The organism is Thermoanaerobacterales bacterium (genome assembly GCA_030019475.1).
In the GTDB taxonomy this organism is placed as follows: Bacteria; Bacillota; Desulfotomaculia; order Desulfotomaculales; family JASEER01; genus JASEER01.
Window position 1 is genome coordinate 21,033 of record JASEER010000015.1, and the last position, 21,227, is coordinate 42,259.

The window sequence follows — 21,227 nt, forward strand, 5'->3', positions numbered from 1 at the left end:
GAAGGGGTGGGGTATTGGCAAAAGACAGAACCCGACAGTTCTCCCCCCTTGTCGGAAAGGGGGATTATTGTCTATGGTAATTACAGGCAAGAAAACGGGAAGGGATGAGACCCCTTGCAGGTACCGCGCTGGTTGTTCTTGTTGACCGTAGCCGCCGCGTTGGTTCTCGGGCTGGAAGTCGAATACCACTGGCACGTCGTCGGGCCGATGGGGGCCGTGTTGGCCCGGGCCGCGGGGACGGCCTGGCTGCAGCAGATTTTCCTGGTGGCCGTGGGGGTGGTGGCGGGGCTGGCCGTCGGCTTGGTCCTGTTCAGTCGCCGGGCGGGAGTATCGCGGGAAGCAAACCCGCCCCGCTGGCCGGAGCCGCGGGGCGGGGAGATTGAACGTGAAGAACTGCGCCGGAAGATCCGGGCGAGCCGGGGAAGTTAGTAGACTGAGACTACATCGGCAGCCCTTCGTCTCCGAAGGCCTCGTCCCGCAGGGCGATGGTCGTCTGGAGGTCGGGCCCGGCGGCCAGCCACTCGAGGCCGAACCGCAGTAACGCCACGTCCTCGGTCTTGATCCTCTCCACCGTCTCCGGCGGGGCGGGGAAGACCTCCAGGAAGCGCGAGTGGAAAACGAGCCGGCGGAAACGGTCCACATTGTAGCACACCGTGTAGAAGAGGCGCACCAAGTGCTCGTCGAGGAGCGAAAAGCCCGTGAACTGTAAACGCCCCGGCAGTTCCCTGAACCCGGCCTCGACGGGGTCGTAGGCCGGCAGCCCCTGGTCCTCCATCCACTCCGCCACCGTCCATTCGCGGGACTCCAGCAGGCCCAGGCAGCGGGCCGGGTCGAAGTTGACCCGGTAGACGCCGTCCTCGGTCTGGTCCACCGGGGCCATGCGGCAGGACCAGGGTCGCGCTGCGTACACCCGGCATCCCTTGTCGGTCAGGAAGGGGCAGGTCTTCTTCTCGTTGTCCTGCATCCTGATCTGGACCACCGGCAGGCCGCGCCCGGCGCGGTGCCGCAGGGTGTAGCGCGCCAGGAACTCGTCCGACGTCAGGTTGAGGGCCTGCTTCAACCGGATGACGTCGTAAGGCGTCAGGTAGATATTGACGTCGCGGCAGCAGTCCCCGAAGCATTCCAACCCCGGGTGACAATGGAACTTGAACCTGCCGTCCGGGCCCATCTCCTCCTTGAAGCCGAAACGCCTCCTGACGGGCTCTTCCTTTTGTTTGCCTTGTGCCGCTTGCGTTTGCGCCATCGGGCAACACCTCGTCCTTTCTCTCTTGTGACTTTCCGCTCAAACCTCCTCTATTGTAGCTGATCGGTTGACGAACAGGCAAGTGGCGGCCGCGTCACGTGCGCCGGCCGGCGGCGATGAAGCGGTCGTTTCCGTCGAACACGGTCACGTCCCTAAAGCCTCCGGCGGTGAGCGCCGCCTCCAGCTCGGCCGCGGTCGGCAGCAGGTGATCCCTCACCGGCCCGCCGACAACCTCCCGGTGGAGGCGGTTGATCGCCTCCCGGCTCTCGGTGTGGCAAATGATCAGGTTTCCTCCGGGGACAAGCACCCGGCGCATTTCCGATAGGGCGGCCGGGATGTCGGGGAAATGGGGCAGGGCGCTGTAGCAGAAGACGGCGTCGAAGTGCCCGTCGGGGAAGGGCAGATCGGAGACGTCGGCCTCGACGAAGGTCGCCCGGGGGTCGAACCCCTTGGCCCGCGCGACGGTGAGCATGGCGGGGGCGAAGTCGACGCCGACGACCTCCCCCTCCTCCCCGACGGCGGCGAGCAGCAGCGGGGTCAGGACGCCGGTGCCGCAGCCGACGTCCAGCACGCGCGCCCCCGGCGGGGGACGATGCGCGGTGACGATTTCTTCGAGCCGGGCTATGGTTTGAGGCGCAATCCGCTCGTCCCACCGGGCGGCCAGGCCGTTAAAGTAATCCCGTATCATTTCCGTTTGCCTCCGTTTCGTGGCGCTTGACCCGCCTCTTGGGCGAAAAGGCGGCGGCCAGCAGGAAGATAAGGGTCGAAACAACGACGATGGTCGCTCCGCCGGGCCAGTTCGCGTAATAGGCCAGGGCGAGCCCGGCCCAGCAGGAGAGGACGCCGAAGCCCGCGGCCAGGGCGAAGAGCCGGCGCAGGTCGTACGTCAGTTGATAGGCGGCGGCCGCCGGGTTGAGGATCAGGCTGTAGACCAAAAGACCTCCCACCGGCCGGAGGCCGGCGGCCACGGTGACCCCGGTCAAAAAGAGGAGGGCGTAGAAGATCCAGGTCGCCGGCAGGCCGACGGCCAGGGCGACCTCCCGGTTGAAGAGCAGGGCCTGGATCTCCTTGAAGAAGAGGATCACCGTGCCGGTGACGAGGGTCGCGCCGACGGCCAGGACGGCCAGGTCGGACGGCGTGACGGCGAGGATGCTGCCCCACATCAGACCCAGGGCCGCGGTCTTCGGCCCCGGCATCAGGCCCATGAAAAGAAAGGCCAGGCCGAGCATCAGCGTGAAGACGATGCCCAGCGAGGTGTCCGGGTTGAACTCGCCGCGGTCGGCCAGGGGACCGATCGCCGCCGCCGCGGCCAGGCTGAAGACGAGGGTGCCGGCCAGCGGGTCGAGGCCGGCGAAGGCGGCGTGGGAGATGCAGACGCCGATGAAGGAGAGGTGCATGCCGACCACCAGCACCCCCACCAGGGAGCAGGCCGCCCCGCCGAGCAGCCCGGCCAGGAGGGCGTGCTGCATGAAATCGTAGCCGAGGACGCTCACCGGCAGCACCCCCCGTAGACGGCGGTCAGGCGGGCCTCGGCCAGCGCCTCGGCCGGCGGGCCCAGGGCGGCCAGGCGGCCCCGGTGCAGGAGCGCCACGCGGTCGCAGTGGTCGAAGGTCGCCCGGGGATCGTGGGTGACCAGCAGCGTTGTCAGGCGGCGCTCCCGGTGGACCCGCACGAGCAGGGACATGATCTCCCGCTGCGAGCGCCAGTCCAGGGAGACGGTCGGCTCGTCCAGCAGCAGCACCCGCGGCTCCTGGGCCAGGGCGCGGGCGACGGCCACGCGCTGCTGTTCCCCGCCGGAGAGGTGCCCGAAGGGGCGATGCGCCAGGCGGGTCATCCCGACCAGCTCCAGGAGCTCGTCCACCACCCGCCGGTCCTCCGGGCCCGGACGGCGAAAGAGCCCGAGGCGGCCGTAGCGGCCGAGCATGACCACCTCGCGCGTGCGGATCGGCGCCCGCGGATCGACGGCGCCGCCCTGCGGCACATAGCCGATCAGGCGGCGGAGGGCGGTCGCCCGGCGGTCGGCGCGGAAGTCCCTCCCCCGCCGGCCGGCCGCCAGGCGCAGTCCCAGCACGACGGCTTCGCCGCGGACCAGGCGGCCCAAGCCGTTCACCACCGTCAGGAGGGTGGTCTTGCCGGCGCCGTTCGGGCCGGCGACGCCCAGGAACTCCCCTTCGTATACGTCCAGGCTCACCCCGCGCAGGGCGACCTCCTCCCGGTAGGACACGACCACCCCGCGCAGGCTGATCGCGACACGTTCCTGTCCCATCGGCCTACTTTCCGATCGCTTCCAGCACCAGATCTACGTTCTTTCTCACGGCCTTCTCCCAGGTATCGGTGTCCGGCAGCCCGCCGGGGAAGTTCGAAAGGGTGACGTGTTCGGCGCCGAGTTCCTTCGCCATCCCGACCCCGGCCTCGTGCCCGCTCTGCAGGTTGTCAATGACCAGGGTCACGCCCTCCTGCCGCGCCTTGGCCAGCAGTTCCTCCATCTGCTGCGGCGTGGTGTCCTCGGGGCGGCCGTAGACGCCCACGACCGTGAAGCCCATCCATTTCACAAACCCGGCCTGCATGTCCGCGCACAGGACCTTGATGTCCTTGACCTCGGCCTGCTCCAGCCGGGCTTTCAGTTCCTGCCCTGTCCTCTGCACCGTATCCGCCAGCGCGGCGGAGGCAGCCCGGTAAGCTGCGGCGTTGGCCGGGTCGGCGGCCTCCAGGGCGGCGGTTATCCGCTCGATGGCCTGCGCCTGTACCGGCGGGGCCATCCAGTTGCCCTGGATGTCCAGGACCACCTTTTGCAGGGCGGGGTTGCCGGCCGAGCGGATGAGGCCGTCCGAGAACTTCTCGCCCTGCCAGTCGTGCAGCATAAAGAGCCTGGCGTCGGCCAGGGCCTTGAGGTCCCCCGGTTTGATGTCGAAGTGTCCCGGGCAGGAAGCCGGAGGGATGATGTTTGTCACCTGGACCCTGTCACCCCCTACAGCCTTGACGACGTCGGCGATCAGGGAGGTCGTGGTTACCACCTGCAGCTTCGGCTGCGCCGGGGGGGTAACGGCCGGGGCGCCCTGTTCGGGGGCCCGGGATGCGCAACCGGCGGCGCAAAACACCAGGGCCAGAAGTATAAAGAGCAATGCCGCGGGGCCGATTGGGACACGTTTACTCACCGATGGAATACCTCCTTATAGAATTGGTTGAGATAAAAAAACCACGAAGACAAGCTTTGCTCCGGCAAAGCCTGACCTCCGTGGTTTAATCCCGTAAGATTGCGGCGGATTCCAGGGCGGCTCCACGCCGTCCGTTATGTGCTTATGCCGATTATAGACAAGCCGGACCCGGTTTGTAAAGGGGGAACCGAATTATTCGGCGCATTTTTGGCCACGATAACGACAAATGGAATGGGGAGGCGGGAGCGTGAGCTGCAGCAGCCTGAAACACCGCTTCGAGGAAGAGCGGCAAAAGGGTCTCAGTTTCAAGCGGGCCATGGAGATCTACCAGGAGGCGCGGGGCTCGGTGGCCGCCCACGAGACCGAGTTGGAAGAACTGCGCCGCGCCGGGGCCGAGGCCTCCCGCGTCGACCACCTGCGGGAGCATCTGAACGACGGGAAGGCGCTGCTCCGGGAGATCGAGGGACTGCGCGTCCACTAAAGAGGGGGGATGGTCGCCGTGTCGACGTTGTTATCGGGTATTCTGGGGAAACATCCCGCCGAGGAACTCACCGCCGGCGAGGCGCAGGTGCTCTGGGAGGACCTCGTCGTACGCTACGATGTCCTGGAACTCTCCGAGTTCTTTAGGAGTTGCGCCGAGGACAGCGAGTTCAAGCTCCTGCTGACGCGTGGGTGCGAGGGGACGCTTAAGTCCCAGATCACCGAGCTGGAACAGCTGTTGCAGAAATACAAGATCGCCCTGCCGGACCGCCCGCCGAAGATGAACACCGACGGCGGCGCCGTCAAGGAAGCGGTCCGCGACGAACTGATCTTCCGTACCATCCTGCGCGGGATGCAGGACTGCATGGACATGCACGCGCGGGCGCTACGGGCGGTCGTCAACGACGGCCTGCGCAACCTTTTTATGGGGCACCTGACCGACGAGCTGAAGATGTATGACAACTGGGTCAAGTACGGTAAGGTCAAGGGCTGGATCAAGGCCCCGCCGGCCTACCGGCACTAGCGGCCCGGGGTGCCGGGGCGACGGCGGGGCGCTCCTTCTCGAAGATGGGATGGCAGTGTTCGATCACTGGCTTATTGATTGACTGGTCCCTGTACCAACAATTGACTTAGCCGGCTTGAGCTTCCGGACACCTGGAGTCGTTCATCGCCGTGGTCCGGACCGTTGTCAGTTTCACTCTGTGCCGCGCCGTCCTCCGCCTTGCCGCCCCCTTCCTCGTCAAGGACATTAGAAGAGAATTGGAAAAGGATTAAAATTGATTTCAGGCGTTTTCTAAGCGCTTGACAGGCGGTTTAACGGGACTTATACTTTGGACAAACACCATAAAGCAGTAATCCTGGGTGCCCTGCTCAAAGGCAGGGAGAATAGGGAAACCGGTGCGAATCCGGTGCGGACCCGCCGCTGTAACCGGGTACGAAAGCCATAGCAGATCCACTGGCGGAGCAACCGCCGGGAAGGTGTGGCCGTAGGACGATCCGGAAGCCAGAAGACCTGCCCAGGGTGGAAAAGCGTACCCGCCTCGCGGAATAGGGGGTATCTCGGTAACGTCGGGATTGAATACGTAATCCCTGACCCATTGCTTGGGGTCAGGGATTTTTTATCTCGGTTTATCGCCAAAAAGTTTGAAAGGGTGGTCATTGTGCACATTATGGAAGGGTTTCTGCCCATTGGTCACGCGTTGGCCTGGACTGCGGCCTCGGCGCCGTTTCTGGCTCACGGGCTGTATTCCATCAAGAAAAAAGCGGGCGCCCAACCCGAAGCAAGGATGCTTCTGGGGCTGTCGGGGGCATTTACTTTTGTCCTGTCAGCCCTCAAATTGCCTTCCGTTACCGGTAGTTGTTCACATCCCACGGGTACAGGCCTGGGCACAATCCTCTTCGGCCCCAGCGTAATGTCTGTCATCGGCTGCGGCGTATTGTTGCTGCAGGCATTGCTGCTGGCACACGGAGGTATTACCACACTTGGCGCCAATACTTTTTCAATGGCTGTGGCGGGACCGTTCGCGGCGTACGGTGTGTTCCGCCTGTGTCAGTCTTTGAGGGTTCGCTTTAGCATAGGGGTGTTTTTGGCTGCCTGCGTAGGGGATCTAATGACCTACGCGACTACTTCCTTTCAGCTTGCCCTGGCTTTTCCTGATCCCGTTGGCGGGTTTGCCGCTTCGCTGGTCAAGTTCGGAACGATTTTTGCCGTGACGCAGGTGCCTCTGGCCGTAAGCGAGGGGTTGCTTACCGTGTTGGTGTTCAGCGCTCTGCATATACACAATGACAAACAGGTGCGCGATTTGTCGATTGGGAGGCGTTAAGATTTGAAGAGGCTATCAAAAAATATGTTACTCATCGTTGGCGTTGTTTTGTTGTCTGTCTTGCCTTTCTTTCTCGTTGCCGGCACGGGCGATTCGAAAGCCGAAATGTTTACGGGCGCTGACGGACGGGCCGAAGAGATGATTATGGAAATCAGACCCGACTATAAGCCGTGGATCAAACCCATCTGGGAACCGCCCTCCGGTGAAATAGAGAGCTTGCTGTTTGCTTTGCAGGCAGCTTTAGGGGCTGGTTTTATCGGATACTACTTCGGCCGCAGGAAGGCCCGGAGGAATTACATTGATTGACCGGTATGCCTATGCCAGTCCCCTGGCGATGAGACCCGCGGCGGAAAAGGTAGTCTCTGTGTTGCCGGTCCTTCTTGCCTGTTTCGTGGCGCGCTCTTTCTGGATACCCTTGCTGGCGTTCGGCTTTATAACGCTGTTGACGCTGGGTGTCGCCCGCACTCCGTGGCAGGTGTACCTGCGTGTCATGCTGGTACCGGCCTTCTTTATACTGGCCGGTTTACCGGCGGTGGCGCTGTCGGTTACCACCGAATGTCCTTCCGGAGGATACTGGCTGACCGTTTGCGGTATTCATTTGGGCTTTACTTCAGCGGGGTTGTCCCAGGCGCGTGATATTCTGACTCGTACCCTGGGTGCTGTCTCCTGTATGTGCTTTCTTGCCTTGTCTACACCGATGCCCGACCTTATCGGTTTCCTGCGGCGCTGCCGGGTGCCGGCCCTGTTCCTGGACCTGCTGGCCCTTATTTATCGCTTTGTGTTTGTTCTCCTGGAGACCGGGCTGGCGATGCAGAGGGCGCAGGCACTTCGCCTGGGTTACATCACGCCGGGGACCGGCTTCCGCTCGGCGGGCTGCCTGTTCGCCAACCTCTTCATGCGGGCGCAGCATCGCGCCCATAGCCTGTATGTGGCCCTTTCCACCAGGGGCTACGAAGGTCGCCTGGATGTGGTGGAAAAGCCGTACCGCCTGTCTGTATGCAATGTGGCGTTATCGGCAGTGACGGGCGGGTGGCTGCTTGTGCTGGCTGTGGTGACCAGGGGTTAGGCTGGTGGACGACGCGATTTTTGAAATGCGGGGAGTAACCTACCGCTATCCGGATGGCACGCCCGCGTTGCGGGGAGTCAGCGCGGCGCTGCGCCGGGGACAGAGAATCGCCGTTCTGGGCGCCAACGGAGCGGGCAAGACGACGCTCTTCCTGCACCTGGTAGGCGTACACAGGCCGAACGAGGGAAGCGTGCATTTTCGCGGCCGGCCCCTGTCTTACGGCCACCGCGCCTTGCAGTCTTTGCGGCGCCGGGTGGGGATGGTTTTCCAGGACCCCGACGCCCAGTTGTTCTCGGCCAATGTTTACCAGGACGTTTCCTTCGGTCCTCTTAACCTCGGTCTTCCGGAGGCCGAAGTGCGCCGGCGTGTTGAACAAGCACTTGCTACGGCAGGCATCGCCGGTCTGGCCGAACGTCCCACGCACGCGCTGTCTCACGGGGAAAAGAAACGGGCGGCGTTGGCGGGGGTGCTGGCTATGGAGCCGGAGGTCCTGATCTTTGACGAGCCCACGGCCGGGCTTGACCCGCGGGGGGCTTCGGAGATGATAGAACTCCTGCGCCGCCTCCGGGCGGGGGGAAAGACCGTGCTTTTCTCCACCCACGACGTTGATCTCGCCTATACCGCCGCCGACTGGTGCCTGGTGCTTGCCCGGGGTCGGGTCATCGGGCAGGGGGCGCCGACAGAGGTTTTTAGGGATCAGGCCCTTCTTGCCGCCGCCGGCCTGGCCACACCCTGGCTGTTGGACCTTTTTGAGGAGGCCCGCCGCAGGGGCTGGGTGGCTGAAGGCGGGAAGCCCCCGTTGCACCGAGGAGACCTTTTTAAGATTCTGGAGGCCGGCTTCGGCGCCGGGAAGACGCCGCCGGGAGGAAGCGTGGGCGTTGCGGCGCCCGGAATCGCCGGGGACGACGAAACGGGGAACATGCTGCCGCCGCCGGAGGTTGCTTTCCGGGAGAGCAGGGTTTATGCGCTCTACGAACGGCCGGTGTCGGGGGATGAAATCGAGGCCGAGTCCCTCCGCCGGATTGAGGCCGAAGCGCCGCCTCACAGTTACAGGCCCGAAGAATGGAGCGTGGTCCGGCGGCTCGTCCATACCACGGCGGACTTCGGCCTGGTAGGAATGGTGCGCTTCGCGCCGGGAGCCGTCGAGGCCGGGATAAAGGCACTGAAGCGGGGCGCCCCTGTTTTTACCGACGCCAATATGGTCAGGGCGGGGATTTCCCAAACCAGGCTCCGGCGGGCGTGTCCCGCTTATACACCGGAACACATTCACTGCCTGATCGCCCATCCGGCCGTCATTGCCGAGGCCCGGGCCGCCGGCCTGCCGCGCTCGCTCTTCGCGGTGCGAAGGGCCCGCCCCATCCTCGAGGGGGGCATCGCGCTCATAGGCAATTCGCCGGTGGCCCTCCTGGAACTGAACAGGATGATCCGGGAAGGAGAGGCCAGCCCGGCTCTGGTCGTGGCGATGCCGGTGGGTTTCGTCCACGTGGAGGAGAGCAAGCAGGAACTGATGGAACTGGGTGTGCCCTATATCTGCCTGGCCGGCCGGCGGGGAGGAAGCACCCTGGCGGTGGCGGCGCTGCACGCTTTAGCCGTCCTGGCCGCCGGCGATCAACGACCGACTACCGACCACTGACGTCTGACGACTGAAAACGAGGTGCTGTTGATGCGTGCGTTAATTCTGCTGGGGCACGGAAGCCGCGTGCCCGAAGCGGCCAGGGAAATGGAGATTCTGGTCGGGATGCTGCGGGAGATCACCGGGATCCCGCTGGTGCGGGTCTGTTTTCTCTCCCGCTTGGGACCGCACCTGCCCGAGACCCTGGCGGCCTGTGCCGCTGACGGCGCCAGGGAGATTATCGTCATCCCCTACTTCCTGCACACCGGGCTGCACATCCTGGTCGATATTCCGCGCGAGCTGCAGAAGCTGGCGGCGGACTACCCGGGTGTAAAAATCGTCTACGGGCGTCATCTGGGCTGCGACCCGGTCTTCGCGGACATCCTGGCCCGCCGCGTGCAGGAGTCCTTGACCCTGCCCGACGTGCGGGAGATCAGGGTACCCGACCGCTCCCGGTACCCGGTGCCGCCCGGGCAGGGCGAGTTCGTGGAAGTGCTTCCGGATTTTTGCGCCTGCGGAGGTATTGAACAGCGTTGACGGGCGGGAAAGGGGCGCGAAAACGGGACCACTGCGGCAAGAACAGCCTGAGACGTGGCTACACGACCGGAACGTGTGCTGCACTAGCGGCGCGGGGCGCCGCCCTCTGGCTGCTTGAGGGGCGTTTCCCTGAAACGGTCACGATCCTTCTGCCCGGAGGTGAACCCGTAACCATGCCGGTGCATGCAGTCTACCGTGACACGTCTGCCGCCGAGTGTTACGTGATTAAGGATGCGGGCGACGACCCCGATGTAACCAACGGGATGGCCGTGCACGCCCGCGTCGAACCTGCCGCGTTTCCGGGCGTTGTCATCGATGGAGGACAGGGCGTCGGTCGCGTTACCAAACCCGGCCTTCCCGTCGCGGTGGGAGAGGCGGCCATTAACCCCGTGCCGCGGGCGATGATCGCCGGCGCGCTGGCCGACCTTGTGCCTCCCGGCGGGGGCTGGAGGGTTGCCGTTTCCGTTCCCGGAGGAGCCGGGATCTCCGGGCGTACCTTCAACCCGCGGCTGGGTATCACCGGCGGGATTTCGATTCTCGGCACCACCGGCTATGTCGAGCCGCGCAGCCTTGACGCCCTGCGGCGTTCGCTCCCGCCGCTCCTGGACATCCTTCATGCCGCCGGATGCCGGGAGGTCTGTCTGGTCCCGGGCAATATCGGCCGACGGGCGGCACGGCGCTTGCTGCCGCCGCCCGCGGAGGAGCAGATCGTGGAGGTCAGCGATTTCCTGGGCTTTATGCTGGACGAAGCATCCCGGCGGGGCTTTACCCGGATCGTCCTCGTCGGGCACCCGGGTAAACTGGCCAAGGTCCTGAACGGGGACTGGCAGACGCACGCCAAGTACGCCCGGCCGGCCAACGGCGCCGTTATCGAATTTTGCGCCGCCGCCGGTCTGCCGGAAAACCTCCTCCGGCGTTTAAGGGAACTGCCGACGGTGGAAGCGATTCAGCAGGTGCTGCTTAATGAAGGGTACGGCCGTTTGCTGGGGATGCTGGCGGGCACGATCAGGGTTTTGGTGCGGGAAAGGCTGGGGCCGGAGCCTTACGTGGCGGTGCACCTCTGCGACCTGCAGGGGAACATTGTGGGGGAAGCGCTGTGAAACCGGAACGAGGGAGACTGACCATTGTCGGCTGCGGGCCGGGCGGGGCGGAGTATTTGACGCGGCAGGCGCTTTCGGCGGTAGCCGGGGCCGAAGTGCTCTGCGGCCCCCGGTTCCTGCTCGACCTCTTCCCGGAGGCCGGGGCCGAGCGGGTGGTGACAGGAGCCGGCGCCCGCCAGGTGGCCGGCCTGGTCAGATCCCGTATGGAGGAAGGAAGCCGCGTGGTGCTCCTGGTGACGGGGGACCCCGGCCTGCACAGCCTGGCCGGTCCGGTGACGCGCCTTCTCGGCCGGGAAAGGGTGCAGGTCGTTCCCGGGATCAGTTCGCTGCAGTTGGCTTTCGCGCGCCTGGGCCTTCCCTGGGAAAATGCCCGGATCTTCAGCCTGCACGGTGTCTCCGGGGAAGAGGCGCGGCTTGTCTTAGGCGCTCTGGCTGCTGTGTCGACCGCCGCCGTACTTTGTTCGCCGGTCTGGACACCCGGGAAAATCCTTGGCGCCCTTCGGGATACGGCAGGACAACGCGAAGTACACGTCTTCTGGGACTTGGGGCGACCTACGGAAGGGCGCATGACCGGGACGGTCGATGAACTGGCCGGGCGTTTTGAGGGTTCCGGTCGAAGCGTACTGGTTTTGACGGAGGCGGAGGAGAGTGATGAGTGAAACGCAGGGATCATTCTGGGGCATCGGGCTCGGTCCCGGGGACCCGGAGCTGATGTCGCTGAAAGCGAAACGCCTTATCGAGGAAGCGGACTGCGTGGTCGTGCCCAAGTCCAGCCTGGCCGGGGAGAGCCTGGCCCTGGATATCGCCCGCCCGTTTATTGGTCAAAAACCCGTGCTTGAATTCGAGTTCCCCATGCGCCGTGACGAGCGGGAACTGATCCCTTACTGGGCGGCGGCGGCCGAGGAAATCGCCGGCCGTGTCCGGCGGGGGGAGAAGGTGGTCTTCCTGACGCTGGGAGATTGCCTTACTTACAGTACCTACTGCTACGTCCTGCGGGAATTGCGGCAAAGGCTTTCGCCGGAGCTGATCCGCTCGGTGCCGGGCATTACCAGTTTTGCCGCTGCGGCATCGGCCGCAAACTTCCCCCTGGGTGAAAAGGACGAGCGGATCGCGGTGGTGCCGGTGCCCCGCGGCGACCTGGCGCCCGTGCGTCAAGCCCTCGAAGAATTTGAGACGGTGGTGCTGATGAAGGTGGCCAAGCAACTGCCTGCCGTAATCAACCTCTTGCGCGAAATGGGCCTGGACAGGCACGCCGTCTTTATCAGCCGCGTTTCCCAGCCGGAGGAGTACCTTACGTCCGACCTGCAGTCCCTGCCGGAGGGCGAACACGGCTACCTGTCGGTGATCCTGGTGCGCAAAAAAGGAGGACGTGCGTCTTGACCGTTTATTTCATCGGCGCCGGACCGGGGGACCCCGAACTGATCACGGTGCGGGGCAAGCGCCTTCTGGAACGCTGCCCGGTGGTCATCTACGCGGGCAGCCTGGTCAACCCGGAAATCCTGAATTGGGCGCGGGCCGACGCGGAGAAGCACGACGCCAGCCGGCTCGACCTGGAGGCGCAGATGGCCGTCATCGCCGAAGCCGCGGGTGCGGGACGGGACGTCGCCCGGCTGCACACCGGGGATCCCTTGCTTTACGGGGCCCTCGCCGAACAGGTACGCGCCCTGGAGCGCCTGGGCGTTTCCTATGAGGTCGTGCCGGGAGTCAGCGCCTGTTTTGCGGCGGCCGCCTTGCTGGGGAAGGAATACACCCTCCCCGGAGGCTCGCAGACCCTGATCCTGACGCGCCGTGCGGGGCGGACGCCGGTACCGGAAAGCGAAAGCCTGCCGCGGCTGGCGGCGGCCCGGGCCAGCCTGGCGCTGTACCTGAGCGCCGCCGACGCGGACGGGGTGCAGGCCGACCTGCTCCCCGCCTACGGTGCCGACTGCCCGGCGGCCGTGGTTTACCGGGCCACCTGGCCCGACCAGCGGGTTATCCGCTGCCGCCTCGCGGATCTGGCCGCAACCGTCCGGGAGTCGGGGGTGAAGCGGCATGCCCTGATCCTGGTCGGGTCCTTCCTGGGGCGGGACGGCGGGACGAGCTATCTTTACTCGAAGGAGCGCCTGCGAGGTGAAGGATAAGCGGCCGCCGGCGGTAGTCGTCATCAACGAGGCGGGGTTCGGCCCCGGCGCGGTGGTGGCCGGAGCCCTCGAAGGGGCCCTGTACGTTCCTCTCCGCTTATTGCCCGAAGAAGCGGCCTCACCGCGCCCCGGAAATCTTTTCGGTTACGAGGGTTCGGCAGGGTACGCCGTTAGGCAATTATTCCGGAGAGGCCACGGGTTGGTGCTGGTCATGGCGGCGGGGATCGCCGTGCGCCTTTTGTCGGGCCTGCCGCAAGACAAGCGGCGCGACCCCCCGGTAGTGGTCCTGGATACCGCCGGGCGGTACGCGGTGAGCCTGCTCGCCGGGCATGAAGGCGGCGCCAACGGGCTGGCTTACCGGGTGGCGGCCGCGGTGGGCGCCGAACCGGTGGTCACCACCGGCAGCGAGGTCCACCGGACGCTTGTCGTCGGACTCGGCTGCCGCCGGGGTGTCGGCGCGCCGGCCATCATGGCGGCCATCGAGCAGGGACTCGCTCTGGCGGGACGGGAGAAGGAGCAGCTCCGGGTTGCGGCCACCGCCGATTTCAAGGCTGAAGAGCCGGGCATCCTTGAGGTTTGCGCCGCCCTGGGCGTGGGACTGCGGGTGTTCGGCCGGGACGCCATCCGGAGCGTCGACAGGCTGTTCGGCGAGTCGCGTTGCGCCCGCAAGTATTTTGACGTGGGGGGAGTTGCTGAACCATGTGCCTTTCTGGCCGCCCGCAACGGCCGGATTATCCTGCCGCGCCTGGTGGCGGGCCAGGTGACGGTGGCCTTGGCCGAGGATCGCTTGTGGTCGCCGGGATCGGACCGGGAGACGCCGGACACCTGACGCCTGCCGCCCGCGCCGCCTTGTCGGCAGCCGAAGTGGTGGCCGGCTACCCCCTTTACCTCGACCTCGTCCGGGAGCACCTGGCGGGGAAAGAACTGATCAAGAGCGGAATGCGCCGGGAGGTCGAGCGGGTCCGGGAGGCCATCGCCGCCGCCCTGGAAGGCCGCCGGGTATGCCTGGTTTCGAGCGGGGATGCCGGGGTCTACGGGCTGGCCGGCCTTGTCCTTGAGGAACTTGCCCGCCGCGACCTGGTGCTCCCCTTCAGGGTCGTCCCGGGGGTAACGGCCGGCCTTGCTGCTGCAGCGCTCCTGGGGGCGCCGCTGGCCCACGACCATGCCGTGATCTCCCTTTCCGACCTCCTCACCCCTGTCGGCCTCATCAAAAGGAGGGTGCGGGCGGCTGCCGAGGCCGACTTTGTCCTTGCCCTGTACAACGTCCGTTCGCGGACGCGCGTCGAGCCGTTTGCGGCGGCCCTGGACATCCTGCGTGAAACGCGACCGCCGGAGACGCCGGTGGGCATCGTCCGCAACGCCTTCCGGGAGGGACAGGGGAGGCGCGTCGTCACGCTCGCCGAACTGGATCTCGACGACGCCGATATGTTGACGCTGCTCATCGTGGGCAACACGCGGACCTTCACCTGGCGCGGGTTTATGATTACGCCCCGCGGCTACTTAAACAGGGGAGACCATGATGATTAAGGTGCCGCGCCTGCTCGTGGCCGCGCCCTCGAGCGGGCAGGGGAAGACGACCCTGACCCTGGGCCTGCTTCGGGCCTTGAGGCGGCGGGGTTTGGCGGTGCAGCCCTTCAAGGTGGGCCCCGACTATATCGATCCGGGCCACCACGCCGGGGCTGCCGGGCGCGCGTCGCGGAACCTGGACACCTGGCTTATCGGGGCCGAGGCCTCGAACGAGCTGTTCCAACGGGCTGTCGCGGGAGCGGACATAGCGGTCCTGGAAGGGGTAATGGGCCTGTACGACGGGCTGGGGGACGGCACGACGCGGGCCTCCAGCGCCGAACTGGCCAAGATGCTGCGCACGCCGGTGATCCTCGTTATCGACATCTCCCGGCAGGGAGCCAGCGCGGCGGCTGTTGTCCTGGGCTTTCAGGCTCTCGATCCCGAAGTGAACGTTGCCGGGGTCATCCTCAACCGTGCCGGGTCGGCGCGGCACGCCGCCGTGGTCACCGAAGCCGTTGTGCAATATTGCCGGGTGCCTGTCCTCGGGGCGATTCCCAGGGAAGAGAAACTGAAGATCCCGGAGCGGCATCTCGGGCTTTTTACGGGAGCGGAGGGCGACTGGGAGATAGTCTACGAGCGGCTGGCCGACGCGGTCGAGCAGCACGTCGACCTTCCAGCCTTGCAGCGGTTAGCCGGGACAGCGCCGGGCCTCTCCCCGGCAAGGCCTTGCATCTTTGCCGGGGAAGCCCCCGGAGGCGCGATGCGGGTGGGGGTGGCCCGTGACGAAGCCTTCAGTTTTCTTTATGCCGACAACCTGGACATCCTTCGCCACCATGGCGCGCAACCGGTTTTCTTCAGCCCCCTTCACGACGACCGTCTGCCGCCTGACTGTGCCCTGCTTTACTTCGGCGGCGGTTACCCGGAGCTGTATACCGGGGTGCTTGCATCCAACCGGACGATGTTGGCCGCCGTCAGGTCCTACGCGGCAGCGGGGGGGCCAATCTACGGCGAGTGCGGCGGCCTAATCTACCTGGGAGAGGGGTTGACCGATCTGGATGGCCGTTACCACCCGATGACCGGTCTTCTTCCGGTGCGCGCCGGCATGGCCGGCCGGCGGCTTTCCCTGGGTTATGCGGTGGCTCAAGCCCGGTCTGACACCCTGATCCTGGAGGAAGGCGCAGAGGTCCGGGGGCATGTTTTCCATTACTCGGAGGCCGAGCCGGAGCCCGGAAGCCGGGCCTGCCTGATGGTCCGCCAGGCTTGCGGAACACAAGTCCGGAAGGATGGCTGGCAGGCCGGGTCCGTTTTCGGCTCCTACCTGCACCTGCACTTTGCCTCGGCCCGCCACGTACTGCAGCGCCTGCTGAACAAAGCCGCGGGCTGTGGGCTGTAAGCTGTTGGAAGGCCGTTACGAGGCGAGTCGTGGCCAGGTAAAGTTTTCCAACAGTCACCCCTGGAGGTGGTGTTATGAAATGGGACCATGGCGGCAACATTGCCGGGGTGACGGCCGATTTCAGCGTAAGCCTCAACCCGCTCGGGCCCCCGGACTGTCTCGCCGGGCTGTTGCGGGACGCCCTTCCCTTGATAACCCGTTATCCTTCCCTTGATGCACGTCCCGCGCGCTGTTCCCTGGCGGCATTTCTCGGCCTTGATCCGGGTGAGGTGCTGGTGGGAAACGGCGCGACCGAGCTGATCAGTCTCCTCGTGCGCACCTTGCGGCCGGGGCGGGTCTGGGTTATAGAGCCGTGCTATTCGGAATACCGCGGCGCCGCCGAGGCTTGCGGGATTCCTGTGGCGGCGGTGACCTCACGGGTTGTGGACGGCAGTTTCGAACCGGTGTGGGAGACGCTTACGCCCGTGCCGGGTGACGTGGTCTTCATCGGGTACCCGAACAACCCTACCGGACAGCTTCCGTCTCCGGACGCGCTTGAGCGCCTGCGGGAGTCCTGTCCCGGGGTGTACTGGGTGTTTGACGAGTCATTTCTGGCTTTTGTGGATCCCGCAAGGGGCCGTTCCCCGGCCCTGCCGCCCATGCCGGGGGTGGCGGCGGTATGCTCGCTGACCAAGTTTTACGCGGTGCCCGGGCTGCGGCTCGGTTACCTTGTCGGGACGGGGGATCTGGTGCAGCGGCTCCTGGCGGCGAAGGATCCCTGGAGCGTAAACGGCCTGGGCGAGCACCTCGTCGGCCGGCTGCTCGCCGACACGGCTTATGCGGAAAAGACCAGGGATTTTGCGGCGACGGAGCGGGAACGGGTAACGGCCGCGCTCGTTAAGCTGGGGCTTCGCGTTTTTCGCGGAGAGGCGAACTTTCTGCTCTGTGAGCTGCCCGACGGTTATGACGTCCAAACCCTCAACGCCTGCCTGTTTAGACATGACATGGCGGTAAGGGACGCCTCTACTTTTGCCGGGCTTTCGACACGGCACTTCCGCATGGGGCTGCGCAGGGCTGAACAGAACGACCGGCTGCTCGAAGTCTTGTCGGGCTTTTTACGGGGTGAAAACGTATGACGGCACGCGTGCTGATGGTCCAGGGCACGGCCTCTTCCGCAGGCAAGAGTCTTGTGGTGGCCGGGCTTTGCCGCCTCTATGCCCGGAGAGGCTTCCGGGTGGCTCCTTTCAAGAGCCAGAACATGGCCCTCAACTCTTACGCCACCCGGGACGGCGGGGAAATCGGCCGCGCCCAGGCGTTGCAGGCCGAAGCTGCAGGCATCCCGCCCCACGTGGACATGAACCCCATTCTCTTGAAACCGACAGGGGAGGCGGGCAGCCAGGTAGTGGTGCTGGGGCGGCCCCTGGGCGTCTACAAGCCGGCTGATTATTACGCCTTAAAGGAAAAGCTGTGGCCGATGGCCGTCGCCGCTCTCGACCGGCTCCGGGCCGACTGCGACCTGGTGTTTGCCGAAGGGGCGGGAAGCCCGGCCGAGATCAATCTCCGACCGCACGACATCGCTAATATGGATGTGGCGCTTTACGCCGGGGCCCCCGTCCTGCTCGTCGGGGACATCGAACGCGGCGGGGTGTTCGCTTCCCTGCTCGGAACGATGGAACTGCTGGCGGAAAGGGAACGGGAACTTGTCGCTGGTTTCGTTGTCAATAAGTTCCTGGGCGATGAAGAGCTTTTGCGGCCCGGGCTGGCCTTAATCGAGGAGCGGACAGGCCGGCCGGTGCTGGGCGTGTTGCCTTACCTGCGCGATCTCCACCTCGACGAAGAGGACTCGGTGAGCCTGTCCGGGCGGGGAAAGACGCCGGTTCCGGGCGACCTGGCGGTGGCGGTCGTCCGTTTGCCCCGGATATCCAACTACACTGATTTTCTGCCCCTCGAGACCGAGGACGGGGTAGCGCTGCGTTACGTCGACCGCCCGCAAGAACTGGACGGCGCGCACATGGCCATCCTTCCCGGCAGCAAAGAGACGCTGGCCGACTTGGCCTGGCTCAACCGCCGCGGGCTGGAGCGGGCGCTGCGCGGCTTCGCCGCCCGGGGAAAGCCCTTGCTGGGCATTTGCGGCGGCTTCCAGATGCTCGGCCGGACCATCCGGGAGGGGGAGACGACGGTTTCAGGGCTTGGCCTGCTGCCCGTGCACACCCGGTTTGCGCCCGAGAAGCGCACTGTCCAGGCGAGCGGCGTCACGGCCGGCGGGGTTTGGGGTATTCCGGGCGGGCTTCCCGTCCGGGGATACGAGATCCACATGGGGTTCTCCGAGGTATGCGGGGGAAGACCGTGCTTCCTGCTCGACGGGCAGGGAACAGGCATCGTGCCTGAAGGCTGCGCCGCCGAAGAAGGTTACGTGGCGGGGACTTACCTGCACGGGTGCTTCGACGCTGACGCCTACCGGGCGCACTGGATAGCAGCCGTGCGCCGCATTGCGGGACTGCCGGCCCGACCATCCATACAGCCGCGGTTTGCCGCGCGCCGGCAGAAGGACCTGGACCGGATCGCCGACCTGCTGGCGGAAAGAATCGGGGTGGAGCGGCTGGATGGAGTTCTTGGCCTCTAGAGCCGGCGTAATCCTGGCCGCCCTGATCCTGGACCGGCTGCTGGGCGATCCCCGCCGGCTTCCGCACCCTGTCCGGCTGATCGGCCGCTTGATCGCTTCCGGCGAATCCCTGCGGCGCCTGCCGCTGCCGGCGCGCTGGTCAGGAACCCTGCTGGCCCTGGGCGTGATCACGGCAGCCGGCGGAACGGCCTGGCTGCTGGTTAATCTGGGGCGGACGGCGGGCCTTTGGTGGGGCCTGGGTGTTGAAACCCTGCTGGTTTACCTGGCCGTTGCCCCTTGTTCCCTGGCCGGCGAGGCGCTCGCGGTGGACGCCGCCCTGCAACACGGCAACCTGCCGGGCGCGCGCCGGAGACTGGCGATGATCGTCGGGCGCGACACCGCCGGGCTTGATGAACGGGAGGTCCGCCGGGCGGTGGTGGAGACGGTGGGCGAGAATACGGTCGACGCGGTGCTTTGCCCCGTTTTCTATGCGCTTCTCTTCGGCCCGGTGGGAGCCTGGGTTTACAAGGCTGTCAGCACGCTGGATTCGATGATCGGTTACCGGCACGAGCCGTACCGTGATTTCGGCCGGGCCGCCGCCCGGCTGGACGACCTCGCCGCCTTTGTCCCGGCGCGGTTGGCCCTCTTTTTCGTGCCAACGGCGGCCCTGTTATCCGGCCTGTCGGCACGGGACGCCTGGCGGGTGGGCTGGCGGGACCGTTTGGCCCACCCCAGTCCCAACGCCGGCCACGGGGAAGCGCTGTTCGCGGGGGCGCTCAAAGTTCGTCTCGGCGGGCCGTCAACCTACCACGGGATGCCCTCGGAAAAACCGTACCTCGGCGCGGAATTTCCGGCGCCCGGGCGGTCAGCCGTGCGCCGGGCGGTGACCCTGCTCTGGGCGACCACCTGGCTGTTTGCCGTAGCGGGCTCGGCGGTTCTGGTGTTCCTTGGCTTATTTTAGCAAAGGTGGGAGAAGGGCTGGTCTTAACGATGGCGCAACAATCGCCCGAAGTAGTGCTGGTCCTCGGCGGCACCCGGAGCGGGAAGAGCGACTGGGCCAGGCACTATGTCGAAAACCGCTACCGGAAGCCGGTCTTCCTGGCCACGGCCCGGGATGGCGATGCGGAGATGGAGGCGCGCATCGCCCGCCACCGGCGGGAGAGAGGCGGGGAGTGGGGCCTGGTTGAGGAGCCGATGGAGATCGCGGCCGTGTTAACCGATCCCGCCCGGCGGCCCGGGGCCGATGCGATCCTGGTCGATTGTCTGACCATGTGGCTGACCAATATCGTCCTGACCGAGGGGGAGACGGCGGTCGAACGCCGCACCGCCGAACTGTTGGCGGCGCTGCGTGATCCGCCCTGTTCTGTAGTGCTTGTCGCCAACGAGGTCGGGATGGGGATTGTACCCGAGCACGAACTGGGCCGGTGGTTCCGGGACGCGGCAGGCCGGCTGAACCAGCAGGTGGCCGGCCTGGCGCGCCGCGCAGTCCTTGTCATTGCCGGTTTGGCCCTTGATCTTAAAAATGAATAAGGTGGGAGAGAGAGGAGAAAATGCAATCCACGTCCCTTTCTGAAATCATCAGTGCCATCCGTCCGGTTGACCCCGACCGCCTGCGCGCGGCCCAGGACCACCTGGACAACCTGACCAAGCCGCGCGGGAGCCTCGGCATGCTTGAAGAGATCGCGGCCCGGATGGCGGCCCTGAGCCGGGAAGTCAGGCCGGCCGTCCGTGCGGCAAGGATCTTTGTCTTTGTGGGGGATCACGGGGTGGTGGAAGAGGGCGTTTCGGCCTACCCTCCCGAAGTCACCACGCTTATGGTCCACAACTTCCTTGCCGGGGGCGCGGCTATCAACGTGCTGGCGCGCCGCGCCGGGGCCGAGGTGCGCGTCGTCGACGTAGGCATGCGGGACAGGGTTGATGTCCCGGCACTGATTAACCGCAACGTACGGCGGGGCGCCGGCAACATCGCCCGCCGGCCCGCCATGTCGGTGGAGGAAGCGATGCAGGCCCTGATGGCGGGGGCGGAGATGGCTATGCAGGCGGACAGCGAGGGAAGCACCCTGATTGGGCTTGGCGAAATGGGGATCGGCAATACGACTCCTTCGGCGGCCCTGTACGCGGCCCTGTTGCCCTGTGCGCCGCGGGAAATTGTCGGAAAGGGCACCGGGCTGGATGCGGCCGGCGTCGCGCGGAAGATCGAGACGGTAGCCACAGTGCTGGCGGTCAATCAGGAGCGCCTGACCGACCCTCTGTCCACCCTCGCGGCCGTAGGGGGCCTGGAAATCGCGGCCATCGCCGGCTGCTGCCTGGGGGCGGCCGCCTGCGGCCTTCCGGTGGTGGTGGATGGTTTCATCTCGGGAGCGGGAGCCCTGGCGGCGATGCGCATGGCCCCGGCGGTCCGCGACTACCTGTTCTTCTCGCACGTCTCGGCCGAAGCGGGACACAAGCTCTATTTTAACCGCGAGGGCTTGCGCCCCATGCTGGACCTGGACATGCGCCTGGGTGAAGGGACGGGAGCCGCTATCGGGATGCAAATCATCACGGACGCGGTGGCGATCTACAACGAGATGGCCACCTTCGCCGACGTCGGCATCGAGCCGGGAGCCTAAAG

General features: G+C 65.8%; 25 protein-coding genes and 1 riboswitch. Of the genes, 20 read left to right on the forward strand and 5 right to left on the reverse strand.

Features of this window, described 5'->3' with window-relative positions:
* Positions 1 to 114 precede the first annotated feature (114 nt).
* On the forward strand, positions 115 to 429 hold the full coding sequence (locus tag QMC81_05600) for a hypothetical protein (GenBank protein ID MDI6906947.1): 315 nt from the start codon (positions 115 to 117) through the stop codon (positions 427 to 429).
* A gap of 10 nt (positions 430 to 439) precedes the next feature.
* On the opposite strand, the gene QMC81_05605 is transcribed toward QMC81_05600, so the two are convergent.
* From QMC81_05605 to QMC81_05625, 5 genes are all read right to left on the reverse strand, one after another.
* The gene (locus QMC81_05605; GenBank protein ID MDI6906948.1) at positions 440 to 1,243 is read right to left on the reverse strand and encodes a YkgJ family cysteine cluster protein; all 804 of its coding nucleotides are present in this window, start codon (positions 1,241 to 1,243) and stop codon (positions 440 to 442) included.
* 94 nt (positions 1,244 to 1,337) lie between these two features.
* Positions 1,338 to 1,931, reverse strand: a complete 594-nt coding sequence (locus QMC81_05610; GenBank protein MDI6906949.1) for a methyltransferase domain-containing protein — start codon at positions 1,929 to 1,931, stop codon at positions 1,338 to 1,340.
* A complete protein-coding gene (locus tag QMC81_05615; GenBank protein ID MDI6906950.1) occupies positions 1,912 to 2,736 on the reverse strand; it encodes a metal ABC transporter permease in 825 nt (274 codons plus the stop codon). Before QMC81_05615 ends, QMC81_05610 begins: the two co-directional genes overlap by 20 nt.
* Positions 2,733 to 3,509, reverse strand: coding sequence for a metal ABC transporter ATP-binding protein (locus QMC81_05620; protein ID MDI6906951.1), 777 nt, complete (start codon positions 3,507 to 3,509; stop codon positions 2,733 to 2,735). Before QMC81_05620 ends, QMC81_05615 begins: the two co-directional genes overlap by 4 nt.
* Before the next feature lie 4 nt (positions 3,510 to 3,513).
* Positions 3,514 to 4,398, reverse strand: coding sequence for a metal ABC transporter substrate-binding protein (locus QMC81_05625; protein MDI6906952.1), 885 nt, complete (start codon positions 4,396 to 4,398; stop codon positions 3,514 to 3,516).
* Between the two features lie 247 nt (positions 4,399 to 4,645).
* On the opposite strand from QMC81_05625, the gene QMC81_05630 reads away from it, so the two are divergent.
* The 19 genes from QMC81_05630 (at position 4,646) to cobT (ending at position 21,225) form a co-directional block, all read left to right on the forward strand.
* Positions 4,646 to 4,879, forward strand: a complete 234-nt coding sequence (locus QMC81_05630) for a hypothetical protein (protein MDI6906953.1) — start codon at positions 4,646 to 4,648, stop codon at positions 4,877 to 4,879.
* An 18-nt stretch (positions 4,880 to 4,897) separates the two neighbouring features.
* Positions 4,898 to 5,401: a DUF3231 family protein gene (locus QMC81_05635; protein ID MDI6906954.1), complete on the forward strand. Its 504-nt coding sequence runs from the start codon at positions 4,898 to 4,900 to the stop codon at positions 5,399 to 5,401.
* Positions 5,402 to 5,720: 319 nt separating this feature from the next.
* Positions 5,721 to 5,913: riboswitch (cobalamin riboswitch) on the forward strand.
* Positions 5,914 to 6,047: 134 nt separating this feature from the next.
* Complete coding sequence (locus QMC81_05640; protein ID MDI6906955.1) at positions 6,048 to 6,701, forward strand: energy-coupling factor ABC transporter permease; 654 nt, start codon at positions 6,048 to 6,050, stop codon at positions 6,699 to 6,701.
* Between the two features lie 24 nt (positions 6,702 to 6,725).
* The gene (locus QMC81_05645) at positions 6,726 to 7,007 is read left to right on the forward strand and encodes an energy-coupling factor ABC transporter substrate-binding protein (GenBank protein MDI6906956.1); all 282 of its coding nucleotides are present in this window, start codon (positions 6,726 to 6,728) and stop codon (positions 7,005 to 7,007) included.
* A complete protein-coding gene (gene cbiQ / locus QMC81_05650) occupies positions 7,000 to 7,767 on the forward strand; it encodes a cobalt ECF transporter T component CbiQ (GenBank protein MDI6906957.1) in 768 nt (255 codons plus the stop codon). Before QMC81_05645 ends, cbiQ begins: the two co-directional genes overlap by 8 nt.
* 4 nt (positions 7,768 to 7,771) lie before the next feature.
* On the forward strand, positions 7,772 to 9,400 hold the full coding sequence (locus QMC81_05655; GenBank protein MDI6906958.1) for a precorrin-8X methylmutase: 1,629 nt from the start codon (positions 7,772 to 7,774) through the stop codon (positions 9,398 to 9,400).
* A 30-nt stretch (positions 9,401 to 9,430) separates the two neighbouring features.
* Entirely contained in the window at positions 9,431 to 9,916 is a 486-nt protein-coding gene (locus tag QMC81_05660) for a CbiX/SirB N-terminal domain-containing protein (protein MDI6906959.1), read from the forward strand.
* A complete protein-coding gene (gene cbiD, locus QMC81_05665; protein ID MDI6906960.1) occupies positions 9,913 to 11,016 on the forward strand; it encodes a cobalt-precorrin-5B (C(1))-methyltransferase CbiD in 1,104 nt (367 codons plus the stop codon). Before QMC81_05660 ends, cbiD begins: the two co-directional genes overlap by 4 nt.
* On the forward strand, positions 11,013 to 11,675 hold the full coding sequence (cbiE, locus tag QMC81_05670; protein ID MDI6906961.1) for a precorrin-6y C5,15-methyltransferase (decarboxylating) subunit CbiE: 663 nt from the start codon (positions 11,013 to 11,015) through the stop codon (positions 11,673 to 11,675). The genes cbiD and cbiE overlap by 4 nt, the downstream gene beginning before the upstream one ends.
* A complete protein-coding gene (cobI, locus tag QMC81_05675; protein ID MDI6906962.1) occupies positions 11,668 to 12,396 on the forward strand; it encodes a precorrin-2 C(20)-methyltransferase in 729 nt (242 codons plus the stop codon). The genes cbiE and cobI overlap by 8 nt, the downstream gene beginning before the upstream one ends.
* The gene (gene cobM / locus QMC81_05680) at positions 12,393 to 13,136 is read left to right on the forward strand and encodes a precorrin-4 C(11)-methyltransferase (GenBank protein ID MDI6906963.1); all 744 of its coding nucleotides are present in this window, start codon (positions 12,393 to 12,395) and stop codon (positions 13,134 to 13,136) included. Before cobI ends, cobM begins: the two co-directional genes overlap by 4 nt.
* A complete protein-coding gene (locus QMC81_05685) occupies positions 13,126 to 13,965 on the forward strand; it encodes a cobalamin biosynthesis protein (protein ID MDI6906964.1) in 840 nt (279 codons plus the stop codon). The genes cobM and QMC81_05685 overlap by 11 nt, the downstream gene beginning before the upstream one ends.
* On the forward strand, positions 13,926 to 14,663 hold the full coding sequence (gene cobJ, locus QMC81_05690; protein ID MDI6906965.1) for a precorrin-3B C(17)-methyltransferase: 738 nt from the start codon (positions 13,926 to 13,928) through the stop codon (positions 14,661 to 14,663). Before QMC81_05685 ends, cobJ begins: the two co-directional genes overlap by 40 nt.
* On the forward strand, positions 14,656 to 16,035 hold the full coding sequence (locus QMC81_05695) for a cobyrinate a,c-diamide synthase (GenBank protein ID MDI6906966.1): 1,380 nt from the start codon (positions 14,656 to 14,658) through the stop codon (positions 16,033 to 16,035). Before cobJ ends, QMC81_05695 begins: the two co-directional genes overlap by 8 nt.
* A 74-nt stretch (positions 16,036 to 16,109) precedes the next feature.
* The gene (locus QMC81_05700; protein MDI6906967.1) at positions 16,110 to 17,150 is read left to right on the forward strand and encodes an aminotransferase class I/II-fold pyridoxal phosphate-dependent enzyme; all 1,041 of its coding nucleotides are present in this window, start codon (positions 16,110 to 16,112) and stop codon (positions 17,148 to 17,150) included.
* Entirely contained in the window at positions 17,147 to 18,637 is a 1,491-nt protein-coding gene (locus QMC81_05705) for a cobyric acid synthase (GenBank protein MDI6906968.1), read from the forward strand. Before QMC81_05700 ends, QMC81_05705 begins: the two co-directional genes overlap by 4 nt.
* The gene (gene cbiB, locus QMC81_05710; protein MDI6906969.1) at positions 18,618 to 19,577 is read left to right on the forward strand and encodes an adenosylcobinamide-phosphate synthase CbiB; all 960 of its coding nucleotides are present in this window, start codon (positions 18,618 to 18,620) and stop codon (positions 19,575 to 19,577) included. The genes QMC81_05705 and cbiB overlap by 20 nt, the downstream gene beginning before the upstream one ends.
* Positions 19,578 to 19,606: 29 nt before the next feature.
* Complete coding sequence (gene cobU / locus QMC81_05715) at positions 19,607 to 20,146, forward strand: bifunctional adenosylcobinamide kinase/adenosylcobinamide-phosphate guanylyltransferase (protein MDI6906970.1); 540 nt, start codon at positions 19,607 to 19,609, stop codon at positions 20,144 to 20,146.
* Between the two features lie 20 nt (positions 20,147 to 20,166).
* Positions 20,167 to 21,225 carry a nicotinate-nucleotide--dimethylbenzimidazole phosphoribosyltransferase gene (cobT, locus tag QMC81_05720; GenBank protein MDI6906971.1) on the forward strand — a complete coding sequence of 353 codons (1,059 nt, stop codon included), beginning with the start codon at positions 20,167 to 20,169 and terminating at the stop codon, positions 21,223 to 21,225.
* Positions 21,226 to 21,227 lie beyond the last annotated feature (2 nt).